At 43.6% G+C, this 13,537-nt stretch carries 12 protein-coding genes; 8 read left to right on the top strand and 4 right to left on the bottom strand.

Translation table 11 applies throughout. From position 1 onward, the window contains the following. The first annotated feature begins 1 nt into the window (after nt 1). From tsaE to EHO57_RS07455, 6 genes are all read left to right on the top strand, one after another. On the top strand, nt 2-559 hold the full coding sequence (gene tsaE / locus EHO57_RS07480; protein WP_135644350.1) for a tRNA (adenosine(37)-N6)-threonylcarbamoyltransferase complex ATPase subunit type 1 TsaE: 558 nt from the start codon (nt 2-4) through the stop codon (nt 557-559). After that, complete coding sequence (tsaB, locus tag EHO57_RS07475) at nt 556-1,245, top strand: tRNA (adenosine(37)-N6)-threonylcarbamoyltransferase complex dimerization subunit type 1 TsaB (RefSeq protein ID WP_135644349.1); 690 nt, start codon at nt 556-558, stop codon at nt 1,243-1,245. The genes tsaE and tsaB overlap by 4 nt, the downstream gene beginning before the upstream one ends. After that, on the top strand, nt 1,242-3,788 hold the full coding sequence (locus tag EHO57_RS07470) for a ribonuclease R family protein (RefSeq protein WP_135644348.1): 2,547 nt from the start codon (nt 1,242-1,244) through the stop codon (nt 3,786-3,788). Before tsaB ends, EHO57_RS07470 begins: the two co-directional genes overlap by 4 nt. A gap of 75 nt (nt 3,789-3,863) precedes the next feature. After that, complete coding sequence (locus EHO57_RS07465; protein ID WP_135644347.1) at nt 3,864-4,367, top strand: hypothetical protein; 504 nt, start codon at nt 3,864-3,866, stop codon at nt 4,365-4,367. A 4-nt stretch (nt 4,368-4,371) separates the two neighbouring features. Further along, the gene (locus EHO57_RS07460; protein WP_135644346.1) at nt 4,372-5,985 is read left to right on the top strand and encodes a GMC family oxidoreductase; all 1,614 of its coding nucleotides are present in this window, start codon (nt 4,372-4,374) and stop codon (nt 5,983-5,985) included. A gap of 108 nt (nt 5,986-6,093) precedes the next feature. Next, nucleotides 6,094-7,611, top strand: coding sequence for a tetratricopeptide repeat protein (locus EHO57_RS07455; protein ID WP_135644344.1), 1,518 nt, complete (start codon nt 6,094-6,096; stop codon nt 7,609-7,611). Here the strand turns inward: EHO57_RS07455 and EHO57_RS07450 are convergent, their stop codons facing one another. The 4 genes from EHO57_RS07450 to EHO57_RS07435 form a co-directional block, all read right to left on the bottom strand. Further along, nucleotides 7,612-8,274: a type I 3-dehydroquinate dehydratase gene (locus EHO57_RS07450; RefSeq protein WP_342776454.1), complete on the bottom strand. Its 663-nt coding sequence runs from the start codon at nt 8,272-8,274 to the stop codon at nt 7,612-7,614. 75 nt (nt 8,275-8,349) lie between these two features. Next, on the bottom strand, nt 8,350-9,318 hold the full coding sequence (locus EHO57_RS07445; RefSeq protein WP_135644342.1) for a KpsF/GutQ family sugar-phosphate isomerase: 969 nt from the start codon (nt 9,316-9,318) through the stop codon (nt 8,350-8,352). A 2-nt stretch (nt 9,319-9,320) separates the two neighbouring features. Then, entirely contained in the window at nt 9,321-9,842 is a 522-nt protein-coding gene (locus tag EHO57_RS07440) for a UpxY family transcription antiterminator (protein ID WP_135644341.1), read from the bottom strand. Then, nucleotides 9,835-10,305, bottom strand: coding sequence for an LIC_10042 family TonB-like protein (locus EHO57_RS07435; RefSeq protein WP_135644340.1), 471 nt, complete (start codon nt 10,303-10,305; stop codon nt 9,835-9,837). The genes EHO57_RS07440 and EHO57_RS07435 overlap by 8 nt, the downstream gene beginning before the upstream one ends. Nucleotides 10,306-10,407: 102 nt before the next feature. Between EHO57_RS07435 and EHO57_RS07430 the strand changes: the two genes are divergently transcribed. Both EHO57_RS07430 and EHO57_RS07425 read left to right on the top strand, forming a co-directional pair. Beyond that, complete coding sequence (locus EHO57_RS07430) at nt 10,408-11,613, top strand: DUF445 domain-containing protein (protein WP_135644338.1); 1,206 nt, start codon at nt 10,408-10,410, stop codon at nt 11,611-11,613. A 158-nt stretch (nt 11,614-11,771) separates the two neighbouring features. Next, complete coding sequence (locus EHO57_RS07425; protein ID WP_135644337.1) at nt 11,772-13,466, top strand: methyl-accepting chemotaxis protein; 1,695 nt, start codon at nt 11,772-11,774, stop codon at nt 13,464-13,466. Nucleotides 13,467-13,537: the final 71 nt, after the last annotated feature.

Genomic DNA, 13,537 nt, shown 5'->3' with positions numbered 1-13,537 from the left:
AATGCGGAAACAGTTTCGGAACCTTACATTAGAAAAAATTGAAATACCGGCGATCTACCTTTCCCGTTTGGCCGGACAGGTTTGGAGTCGGGGGCAATATCCTATTCTTCTTCTCTCCGGAAAAATGGGGTCCGGAAAGACAACCTTCACATCAAAATTCGTAAACTCACTGCTCGATTTCCTGCAAGATAGAACGGATCGATCTACCTTGTTCGTGAATTCTCCTACCTATACATTGATGAACGAATATCCTTTTCCGAATACCAAGAACTCTTCCGGGGAATCCTTGAAGGTATATCATTTCGATCTGTATCGATTGGGTTCTGCGGAAGAGATCTCCGACCTTGGTTTCGAGGAATACTGGGGAAAACAAGGAATCTCTCTTATAGAATGGTGGGAGAAGGCGGAGTCCGAATTAAAGAATTATAAATTTCTGATCCGAATTTCCCTTGAAGAAGAGGAAGAAGAGACCAGAAATATGGAAATTGAGCTGCTTGGTCCTGAATGGAATGATCTGGACCTCTCCTTCGAGTTTTCCTCACAGGAGAAGTCTAAATGAATAAGATCCTATTCTTTGACGCAACGAACACCTGGATCCTGGTAGGATGTTATTCTAGAGAAGAAGACGGAAAACTAAACGTTCTCTCCAAGTATGAGGAATTGCATAACAGAGAATCTTCCACAGTTCTGATTGCGGAGATCCGCAATTGTCTTCAAAAAGCGAATTGGGAAAAACCGGATCTGATCGTGACTGCTTTAGGTCCGGGCTCCTTTACAGGAATTCGTATCTCAGTCGCAACTGCCCGAAATCTCTCGCAGATCTGGAATATTCCAGCAATCGGGTTCGATAGTTTAGAGATATATACAGCGCATTACTTTACGGAGAATGAGACCGCGGTTTCCGTTTCTATAGAAGCGAAGCAGTCTAAAATATATTTCGGACTGAGAGATTCCAGAGGGTACTGCGGTACCTTGGATATTCCTCCGGACCTAATCCCTGAGAAAATACCCGAAGATAGATTAGGATCTTATATTACAGGACTGAAATTTACGGATTCTCCGGATCTGTATCCTGGCCAAGGAATGAAGGAGAACCTACCTTCCCCAATGGCAAGTTTATTAGAAAAAGCGAATGAGCTCACGAAGGCGCTTTCGAACCCGGCGGATTATTCGTATGATCGCTTGGTTCCCCATTATCTCCGCGGAACGTATGCGGATGATAAACCCAAGGTATACTATACATGAAAGAAAAAAAGAAAACCGATAGTTCGGTAACCAAAAAGAAAAAAACCGTAACGTCAAAAACGGAACCTAAATCTAAGAGAGAATCATCTTCCAAAAAGAAGAAGGACCATAAAAGCTCTCGGTCCAAGAAATTCGAGATCCTTCCTACAGAAGAGAAAGTTGTAAGTACGTCTACTTCTTCAAAAGGGAAAAAGAAGCAAAGACAGATCGAAACCCATAAAGTCGAGCCTGTAGAGACCTACGAAGAACCCAAGAAGAAGGAACATGCATCTCCTAAGTCTGCAAAGGAATCTTTTTCCCAGAAACTGCAGAAGCCATTTCACAAAAATAGGGAATCCCACGTTCCCGGTCATCATACTAGACATGGAGATCGGAGATTTGGAGGACAGGATTGGGAAAGAGAACATGAACCCGGTCGCAAACTACTAAAATTCTTTAGATCCAAGGCGGGCAAAGTCCTCTCCTTGCAAGAAGTCTATTCCAAGTTTATTGCTCATGCAGGTCAGAAGAAAGGATATCGTAGAGAGAGATGGGAAGCTCAGGAACAGAAGCGTTCCGCCGAAGAGATACTCACCTTCTTCGAAAAGGAAGGCTTAATAGAGATCCAGAGAAAGAATATCATTGTTCGAGAAAGCCAAACCCTGCAAGGAACGATCTCTTTAAGCAAGAAGGGAGATGGCTTCGCAAAACTTACTACGGGCACAGAAGTCTTTATCCCGAGCCAGTATACTTCGTCCGCGATCCAAGGAGACTTGGTAGAGATCCTACCTACAGGCATTGGTCGTAAAGGAAAGTTAGAAGGAGAAGTGGTCTCTATCATTCGTAGAGGAAGAGAACTCTATAGAATGAAGGTCACAGAGAAGAGTTCTAAGTTTATCATCGGCTCCTTTTTAGATATGGATGGGGACCATAAAGAAGGGTTTCTTCCTCGTAGGAGTTTATTGCAAGATCTTCAAGATGAGATCTCCACCGGAGACTTGATCGTAGTCACTCTGAAAGAAGATTCGGATCAAGAGAGAAATCTATACGAGGTGCATTTTGTTCGCTTCGAATCGGATACCAAGGAAGACACGGATCTGATGAGAATGCTTATGAAATACAATTATAATATTCTTTATCCGGAAGAAGTGAAACTGGAGCAGCTTCCCGACGAAGTAGAAGAATCCTCGGTAGATGATTGGAATTCTAGAGTAGATCTAAGAGAACTCAAATGCATTACCATAGACGGTGAATATTCCAAGGATTTTGACGATGCGATCTCCTTTATAGACGAAGGTAAGAATATCCGATTCTATGTGCATATCGCTGACGTTTCTCATTATGTAAGGCCCGGCTCCGATCTGGATGCGGAAGCTTACGGAAGGGCAACTTCCGTCTATTTAGGAAGTAGAGTGGTTCCCATGCTTCCTCCAGAGCTCTCCGAGAATCTTTGTAGTCTCGTAGCTCAAAAGAATCGTTTGGCATTTACGGTCGAGATGGAAGCGGACTGGAGTGGAAATATCTTTCACGCAAAATTCTATAAGTCCGTCATTCGAGTAGAAGAACGTTATACCTATAACAAAGCGGAGAAGGAGATCCAAGAAGAAGATCCTAAGAATTGGATCTTCCAGATGATGAAGTTTGCTAATATTCTTCGCAAGAGACGTTTGGATTCGGGAAGAGTGGATCTAAATCTGAAAGAGACTAAGGTGGTCACAGATTCGGAGCATAATGTGGTCGAGATCAAACCTGTAGATCGATTGCAGGCACATATCCTGATCGAAGAGTTCATGCTTTCCGCTAATATCAAGGTGGCGGAGTTCATCCGTAAGAAGGACCGCCCCACTCTCTATCGCGTTCACGAACCCATGGACATAGAAAAGCTGGAAATGCTGAATTCCTTCTTACGTTTGAATGGGATCAATAAGCAACTTCACGATACTAGTTACGAATCCATTCGTTCCGTGTTGCATGTATTAGAAGGAAGTTCTGCCGAGAGATTATTTAATATTTCTCTATTAAGAAGTTTTATGCAGGCATACTACTCCGGAGAGCAACTCGGCCACTGGGGACTTGGCTTTAAGGATTATTGCCATTTCACTTCTCCGATCCGCAGATATCCAGACCTTGTATGTCACAGAGTTTTGGAGAGCATTCTTCTTTCCGATGAGAATCCGTACGATGCCGAAGAAATCAAGGTTATGGGACTCCATACTTCTCACGAAGAAAGAAAGGCAACCGACGCAGAAAGGGATTATTATAAACTCAAGGCTTGCAGGTTCTTGGAGAAAACAGGACTTAAAGAATTCACTGCAACTCTTGTAGGATTCCGATCTGCATTTGCATTTGTGGAATTAAACAATCCTCCAGTAGAGGCTGTGATCTCTGCAATCGAATTTACCGACGAAGGCGAACTGCAGGCAGAGACAGACTTCTCTTTCTACTCTAAGAAATATACCAAACAGTATTCTTTAGGAGAAACTTTTGAAGTCGAACTAGATCGAATTGATTTCGAAGAAATCAAAATTTACGTTAAGATGAAGAAATTCCAAAAGAAAGGATAGACAAAAGTAAAACATATTCCAAAACATTCGTTACGATAAAACTCTGTTTTTCGAACAGAGTTGAGGAGTAAAAAGTTGGAATCGTTTCTGGATGAAAGAGTCTCTCGTAGTCGCTTTCTTAAATTCTTATTCAAGACCGCGGCAATCTCCGCGATTCTCCTTCCTCAAGCTTCTTGTAAATCAGGTCCTGTTCCTAAGTTACACGGGTTAAGTGACGATCAGTACTGGGCTTTCAAGTCTTTAGAGGAAGTCTTTCTGGTTGGGAATCCGATCCAAGGATTTGACCTAGGCGTTGCCGCGGACAAGTATATCTACGGACATCCGTATCCAATCGAGACAGAATCCGTATTGAAACTATTGGCTTTCTTACCGACTTCTACTCTTGTTTCTCTAGCTCTGGATTTCTCTCCTACTTCTCTTGCAGGACTTTCTAAGGAAAATCGCGAGAAGCGACTTCTTTCTTGGAAGAATTCCTCACTTTCCTTAAAGCGCGGGGCATATAATATCATGCGTCAGTTATCCTTCTTCCTTGTGTCCATGGAAAAAGATTATTCTAAACTAGTAGGCTACGAGGGCTAAGAAGATGGGCGGAATTCCTGCTGCAAACGATCAGATCATTACTCCGAACAAACATGCGGAGATCATAAAAAAAGAAGGGATCAAGGACACTTGGAAACTGAAGACCGAGGCAGTAGTCATCGGTTCCGGGGCCGGAGGAGCGGTGGTCGCAGCCACTCTTGCGAAAGCAGGCTGGAAAGTGATCCTGATCGAAGAAGGTTCTTATTTTACTCCCGCGAAATTTACGGGAGACGAGTTTCTTTCTCAGGCTCGTCTTTATAGAGACGCAGGCTTTATCATTACGGAAGAGCAAACTCTTTCTATTTTACAGGGAAGATCCGTGGGTGGATCCACTACTGTGAACTGGCAGACCTCTCTCTATCCTCCCGATTACGTGACCAATGAATGGGACAAACGTTTCGGTTGGAAGAATTATGGAAGGCAGGAAATGGATGCATTCGTTTCCGAAGTACATGAGAGGATCGGGGTTCACGAGGTCCCTCCCAACCTGATCAACCCGAACAACAATACTCTTATGAAGGGTGGAAAGGCTTTAGGTCTGCATCCGGAAGTATTAAAGAATAATAATAGAGGTTGTATCGGTCTTGGCCGCTGCGGTTTGGGTTGTCCGATCAATGCGAAACAATCCGCATTCTTGACTTGGATCCCGGATGCCATCGAAGCCGGAGCGACTGTGATCTCCAATATGAGAGCACAGTACATCAAGGAAGATGGAAAAGTAAAAACGGTTATCGCAGAATTTACTCCGGACGCATATGAAAAGGCTCCTAATCAGATCATAGAAAAAATGGTGATCGAGGCTTCCGTAGTGATTGTGAGCGCAGGCGCTATCGAAGGACCTGCACTTCTTCAGAGGTCTGGCCTTGGAAACGATTGGGTGGGAAGGAACTTAAAAGTCCATCCGACTAGCGTGAACTTTGCGATCTTCGACGAGAAGATCAATATGTTCTCTGGCCCTCCGCAATCCGCAGTGATCAAAGATGGTCATAACCAGGACAATACCGGTTATGGATATTGGTTAGAAGTAGCCCCATTCCGCCCTACTCTTACGAGTTCCCTTGTTCCTTACTATGGACAACAGCAATTCGATGTAATGAAGAAGTATCCGAACATGAGCGGTGGTATCGTACTCGTTCGGGACGGAGCAGACGGTGAGGCGAATGCTTCCGTAAAATGGTCTTTAGGAAGAAGAAAGGTATATTTCGAATTAACTCCTACCGACGGAAAGAATCTACTGAAAGGACTTAAGTCTCTCGCAGAAGTGCAGGTTGCCGCAGGTGCAAAGGCGATCGTATTCCCATTCCCAGATATGACTGAACCTATGCCAGTGGATAAGAATTCGAAATTCGATTGGATCTTGGAGAAGAGTATAGAGCCAGGTAGGATTGCGGTAGGCTCCGCTCACCCTCACGGTTCCATCCAAGCTGCCGATTCTCCCGAGAAAGGAGCGGTGGATATGGACTTCCAACTGTACGGACATCAGAATATTTTCGTAATGGATGCTTCTGTCTATCCTACAGGCTTGTCTGTAAACCCTCAGATAACCACTATGAGTGTGAATTTAAGGGCAGCGAGAGCACTAGCTGCGAGAAAGGCGGAAGTTTTAGGAAATAAATAATTCCTCATAAGAAGGGAGAATTCCACTTTATTCGTAGGACTTTCGTCCAAAATTGGATAAATGCCTTCTTTTTCTCGCCATAACCGGAGGAGAACCTGTAAACCGAACATGGTCGATACGGGAGCAGGTTCACTCCTCCTTCTTCTGATCTTTATTATATCTGCGCCTATCTTTGCGGATCTAAAGGATGGAAAGAAGGCTTACTCCAGAAAAGATTATGCAGAAGCCTTAAAACAATTCCAGAAATACAACGATGGCAACCCAAGTTCCGGAGAAGCTTGGATGTATATGGGCTATATCTACGAAAGTAAAAAGGATTATACTAAATCCATTCAAGCTTTCAAGAAAGCGGTCTCCTTAAACCTAGCTAAAAAAGATCTAGTAAATTCTCTCACCAAGATCATTCTCTATCATAATTACCAAAGAGACTACGGAGAAGTGATCTCTTATTCGAATCGCCTTCTTAAGATAGATCCGGATCTCACTCATATCCAAAAGATCAGAGCTGCCGCAGAAGAGAGACATTCTTCCGGAGGAAGTCGTAGACCTGTTTATCACGAAGATGATTCGGAGCAGGAAAGCGTTTCCAGTCTGGAAAAGAAGTTAAGGCAGAATCCGTCGAACAAGAATATCCAATGGCAGCTTGCATTATCTTATTATAATGAAAAAGAATTCTCTAAGTCCGAGAAATTACTCGCAAGCCTTGTGTCCGAAGAACCGGACAATATAGAATTCGGATACAAATACGGGGCAGTTCTGGTCCGCAATGGAAAATACGACGAGGCGATTGCAGTTCTGAACAAAGTAGAACCTAAGATCCCTTCCGAACGAGAAAAACTCTTACATTTCACTCATCTCACTCAGGCTGCTGCGTATCATAAAAAGAGAGATTTTGAGGAAGCGGCCAAATATTATCGCAAGGCATACAATAATAAACATACGGTCCAACCATTGATCGGACTGACCAAGATCAAATGGCAGCTTAAGGATTGCGAAGGTGCGATCAAGAACGCTGAAAAAGCACTCGAGTTTGGAGAAAGGACCAGAGAGATCAAAATGTATATCGGTCTCTGCAAGATCCAACTGGGACAAAAAACGGAAGGATACGATCTACTAAAAGAAGTTGGTGCCGCGATCGAAAAGGAAAATCCTGATATGAAGGATCTTCCGGATGTTTATTACGACGGGATCCTGAAGTTGGCTCGCTATTATACGAATAATGGGGAATACCAAAAAGCACTCCGTTATTTCCAATCTGTTCAACCTGACGAAGAAGAATTAAGAGAATACAGATTCTATTTAGGAAAGACCTACTACTATACCGGCTCACCGGATAGGGCGATCGGCCTCCTTCAGAAAGTAAGCGATTCAGCTGCCGCATATTATCTGCTCGCGAAGTGCTTTGCAGGCAAAGACGATATAGACGAGGCAATGTCTTATATCAAAAAAGCAGGAAATACTAATTCTTCCTTTTGGGGTTCTGCCGAAAGAGACAAGGCATTCCAAAAATATTCTAATAACGAGAACTTCCGTAAATTCCTAGAAACAAGAGGCGGAACTAGAGATCCTAAGAAAGTCGAGCCAAACGCCGACAAGGAAGATGGAGAAGGTTCTTCGGACGACTGATTACTTGGATCTTTTTTCCAAGAGAGTTTTCAGGTCCACTTGCCCGGGCGCCTTGGGCTTTCCGAGACAACAATATGTAAATTGGGATCCTATCCTTTCCGGAAATATCCTGTATTCCTGCCCTTCTTCTCCCATTAGGATCCCGCAAAATCCGATGGGCATATTCTGTTTTGCACATTGAGAAGCTATATAAGAACAAGATTCTAAGAAGCTCTTTATCTCAGCTTGAGATTTCGGTAAGGCAGCTACCTTAAATATCCTTTCAAAAGGAAGCTCTGTCTTACGAGTTGCTAAAACTTCTTCCATGACAGGATTGAGATAGAATAGGAGCTCTTCTCTACTTGGAGCACCTGAAAAGTTATGAATGGAACGAATGATCCCGAATCGGCTCTCATCCAAATTCGTGAATATGGAATTGTCCTTATCCAGCTCCAGATCTATATAATGTTTTTCTGATTCTAGGCCGTTGATTAGGGGTAGTACATTTTCCTGGGTCCAGATGCCTACGCTTTGTAAACTCGAATCTTCGGGTTGTCTATACGTTAGAACGCAGGCAGCGTTCAGCTTTTCGATCTGCTTTAGGATCTTGTTCGCATTTCCTTCTTTGGAAGAAAATTGGTCCAAACGGATCTCTAGAAAATCCGCCTCCGGTTTCTTTTCCAAACCGAAGAACTCCTCTTCATTTAGAGTAAGTATTATGTGGATTTTCTGATTTCCGGGCAAAGGCATTGTCTTATCTTATAGACCCTTTTGCAGTAAGTCATGGATAGAAACAATCCCGAGCAATTTTCCATCCTTAGAAAGGATCGGGGCCACGGAGATCGGCTTTTCTCTTCTTTCCATAGATTGCAATACATCGTAGGCCATGATCCCGCTTTCAAATACGATCGGCTTCGGATTCATCATATCCTTTGCCTTTGTGCTCTTATCGAATTTGCCTTCTTTCAGGAGTTTGCGGATATCAAAATCGGTAATGAAGCCTAAGAGATCTCCCTCCGGATTTACGACTCCGGTCGCACCTACGAGTTTGGTAGTGATCTCGGAAAGAACTTCATCTAGGTTCGCATCCGGATGGATCTTCGCGAGTGCCTCTCCTTTCCGCATTACATCGTCCACTTTCAAGGAGAGACGTTTTCCCAGTCTGCCTGCAGGATGATAGAGTGCGAAGTCCTCTTTCTGGAAATTTCTGAGTTCCATGAGAGCCATTGCGATGGCATCACCTAACATCAATGCGATTGTAGTACTGGAAGTTGGAGCTAATTCCAAGGGACAGGCTTCCTTCAAAACTGGAGTGAGGACCACTAGGTCGCAGTCCAATGCTAGTCTAGACTGCGGATTGGCAGTCAGTCCGATGAGCTTAGCACCGATGCTTTTTATGGTTGGAAGAAGGTTCAGTAATTCCTCGCTTTCTCCGCTCTTGCCAATGGCAACGACCACGTCGTTGGGAGCGATAATCCCCGCGTCCCCGTGGGCCGCGTCGGAGGGATGCAGGAAATAGGAAGGAGTTCCGGTAGATGAAAGTGTGGATGCGATCTTCTTTCCCACATCTCCCGATTTACCCACACCGGTAATGATCGTCTTTCCCTTGGATGAAAAGATCATCTCTACCGCCTTCTCCACATTCGGATCCAGATTCTGTCTAAAATGGGCAATCGCCTCAATTTCAGTATCCAGGGCTTTTTTAACTTTTTCTAATATATCACTCAACTCTAACTCTCCTCACCGGTTTCCAGCATCTCATGATCCAATTCCAATGAGATGCGAGTTTGGATCCCGGAAATAGAAACATATATGGAAGATCTATTTCCCTTTCTTTCTACCAAGGCTCTCCTTCCCTTAAAGGGACCGCCTGTGATTAATACAGGTTTACCGGGGAGCATCATTTCTTCTCTTTCTATTTTTATTTTATCAGGATATTCCGTTACAAAAATCCGGGTATTCTCTATGTCGTCATCCGGGATCGGATGAGGGATCCCGGAAACGGATAAAAAATGATGAGCACCGGATGTCTCCAGTACCTTTAATTTTTCGGTTCGGATATCGACGTTCACGAATACATAGGAGGCGAACAGAGGTGTTTGAACGGTTTGGATCCGATCGGACCACCGTTTACGTTCGGAGAGAAGGGGAAGATAATTCGATATTCCTTTCTTGGATAATTCCTGGGCCAACTTCTTTTCCGAACGGGAAAGAGTATACACGGCATACCAAGATTTTTGGATCTCATTCATCTGATTCGATTCGGAACGATACCGGAATAAGTATGACCTTTCCCTCGGGTAGTTGAAATTTCCAGCTAGAAACTGCTCTTCTGAAATGACTTTCAAAGATCGGATACTTACAGCCTTTTACTGTTCGGATCTTTTTAGCGATGCCCTCCGGTCCGATCTCCAATTCCCAAGAACAATCCGATTCCAGTCTTTGCTCCAAGGCTGCAGGCGGGTAATGGATCTCGTTCTTGAATCTCTCAATCTCCGCTTCGGGAGTTCCTGCAAGGCCGCCTAACTTAGATGCTTCCTGCCCCTGCCCTTCATTTTGAGGAAGATGAAAGAACAAACTCGGTATCTGACCCTTGCTCAGTTGGAGTCGGATCTGTTCAGAGACTTCTTCTTTATGTAATGGAACAAAGATAAGAAGGAAGCAAAAGATCGAATGAATGAGAAAGGAAACGAAGAGAGAAGTTCTGAGTTCCATAGGATCTTGTTCCGATATTTTACAAATTAAAAGACAAAGCCATCTTTCCCAGCTTTATTTCTTCTTGAATTGTCCGCTTGCATTCTAGTAAGCTGCGGTGCGATGAAGGACTCATATGTGGAAATTGCTTCTATCCTGATCACTTGTTCCTTTGTCGGTTGGATCACAAACTACATTGCAGTTCAGATGATCTTCTTTCCATTGAAATTCAAAGGCTGGTGGATCTTCGGCTGGCAAGGGATCATTCCCAAACATGCCGGTAAGATGGCTGGACTCATTGCGGAGATATTAACAGATCGATTGATCAAGCCTTACGATCTGTATAAAAAGATAGAACCAACTCAGATCACAGAATCCATCCGAGACAAGATCGGTGAAAAATCCGCATCCATAGTAAGAGATATACTCGTAGCGGAAAGTCCTGCTCTTTGGTCTATACTCCCTGAAGAGGCTAGAATGATCTTAGAAAAGGAGATTAGAGAAGAGATCCCTACTAAGATACAAGAGATCTATGAAGCTTTCGGAAAAGATCTGGACCAAGTCTTACGGATCAAGGATCTCATCCGAGACTCTCTTTCGGGAGAAAACGCGAAGATCCTGACCGAGATCTTCAGACGATGCGGGGGTCCGGAGTTCAAGTTTATCGTACGCTCCGGGATCTATTTCGGTTTTCTGATCGGATGCGTGCAGGTCGCCTTTCTTACTTACTTGAATCAGTGGTGGACCATGCCTGCGATGGGGATCTTTGTAGGATACTTTACGAACTGGCTTGCGATCCTGATGATCTTCTCTCCTTTAGAAGTGAAGGATTTTATAATATTTAAATACCAAGGTCTTTTTCTAAAACGCCAAGTAGATGTTTCGAGGGAATTTGCTTCTGTGATCTCATCTCGTGTGTTGAATCCTGAAAATTTAATTCGGATCATATTCAAGGAGAAGGGAGGAGACCTGATCATCTCGGAGCTCCTCAGTAAGACCAAGGATCTCCTAGATCAAAAATTGAAATCCAAGATCCCGTACGCTTCTCTCTTGCTAGGTTCCGAAAAATTGAACGAGATAAAGGAAAAAATTTGCGGTTCAATTTTAGAACTTGTTCCTGAAGCCGCCGAACGAATGAAAAGCTATATAGAAGGGCGTCTAGAGATAGAAAAGTTGGTATTTGAGAACCTAAGCGTTCTTCCGCCTGCGGAATTTGAGCAACTATTGCATTCCGTATTTAAAGAAGACGAAGCCACCTTGATCAGTTTAGGCGCCTTTTTAGGCGGGATCGCAGGCTGTGTTCAAGCATATCTTGTTTTTGTAAAATAGACTTACGGTCGATCGACCTGTCCTTTCAGGAATAAGCAAAAAAGATTATATATGAATAGTCACTTTATATAGATCAGAGCCATACATAGAAACCCCAAATTAATCAATAGTCGCCAAATGTACTATACTCTGAAAGATTAAAACTTAGAACGGAAAATATGAGAAAGAATCTTCCTATTACAGGTCGAGAAATCCAATTTAGCGAGACCGCAGTTATTATTTCCAGAACCGATTCCAAGGGTAGGATTACCTATGTCTCAAAGGACTTCGCCGAAATTTCCGGATTCTCGGAAGCGGAGATGCTAGGACAGCCTCATAATATCGTTCGTCACCCAGACCTTCCTCCTGTTATATACCAAGATCTTTGGGACACTATACAAAGCGGTCGTCCTTGGAACGGGATCGTGAAGAACCGCGCAAAAAGCGGGGATCATTATTGGGTGGATGCTACTGTCACCCCGGTTTTGGAAAACGGGATCATCACCGGTTATATGTCGGTCCGGAAGAAAGCGGCTCGAAAACATATAGAGAAAGCTGACAAACTATATACTCAGATGAACCGCCAAAACAAGATAGGCGGTTTCCTTTCTTCTTTCTATAAGAAAATCGCAGACAGATTCGGCTCGGCTATCTTAGCCTTTAGTGTACTCGGGTTTATTCTGATCCCTTCTCTCTACGCTCTACGAAAACTTTTCGATCAAGATCCTCTTATCTCAGTCATTGCTCATCTTTCGATCCTTTTGGGAGTCTTTCTCTTGGTTCGATCCGTTCTTCGGTTACGCGGAAAGATGGGAGAAGTCCAAGAGATCGTAGTAAAGATCGTAAACGGGAATTTAAATACGGATATTCCCAGACTGGAAGGGAACCAAAGCGTGGATCGGATCTATTCCGATATCCGTTGTATGACCATCAGTCTTTGGGGGCTTCTCGTTCAAATGAAAGAGAACTACCAAAAAAATTTGAATTTATACCAACAACTCTTTCAGTCTTCCAAGTCTTTCCAAAACGGTTCACAGCAGCAAGTGGTTTCTGTCGAAGAAACTGCCGCAGCTTCTCAAGAGCTTTCTAAGACGATAGAAGAGATCGTTCTCACAATTAGCGAGCAGACCAGAAGCTTGTCTAATGTGAACGCGAGCATCGGTTCCATAGATATTTCTTTGGGTGAGACTTCTCATTCAATGGAGAATTTGGAGACTCAAACAGGAGATGTTGCCGGAAAGGCGAACCAGGCCAAACAGATCTTTAATGAAGCCATTCGTTCTATGGAAGAGATCAAGTCCTTCTCGAATCAGATCAATAAGATCGTGGGGATCATCACAAGCATCTCGGAGAGAACGAATATGCTCGCCTTAAATGCTTCTATCGAATCCGCAAGGGCGGGAGAAGCAGGAAAAGGGTTCTCGGTGGTTGCAGATGAGATCTCTAAACTAGCGGAACAAACTAAATTAAGCATTAAAGACATTACGAATCTTGTAAGAAGTACTTCCACGTCTGTCGAAGAGGGAGCTCTGAAAGTAGGCCAATCCGTAAACGTATTTAAGAACCTTCAGGATTATATAGAGGAAGTCCATACTTCCGCATCCAGAGTCAGAACTCTCTTAGAGGAACAATCTAAAAAACTAGGAGAGATCCGTGCGAATTCGGATCAGGTACTGACTCTCGGAAAAATGATGTCCAATGCCTCCGAGCAACAAAAGGTAGCTGCCGGAGAGATCTCCGACTCTATGAACCTTATCTCAAATAGCGCAGAAAGCATTGCTGAGACTTCTGAAAATATTAGATATTCTGTACAGGATACTTTAGAACATTCCGAAAAATTCGGCGGGATTTTAAGCCATTTTAAAACCGACTGAATAAAACTATTTCGCATAAGTTTCCTGCAGGGACATTTCTGCGAGAGTTCTCTTATAAAAAGCCGATACTC

This window comes from Leptospira langatensis, from assembly GCF_004770615.1.
Classification (GTDB): Bacteria; Spirochaetota; Leptospiria; order Leptospirales; family Leptospiraceae; genus Leptospira_B; species Leptospira_B langatensis.
The sequence above is the reverse complement of the archived record's forward strand: the minus strand, read 5'-3'. Positions and strand labels throughout refer to the sequence as shown.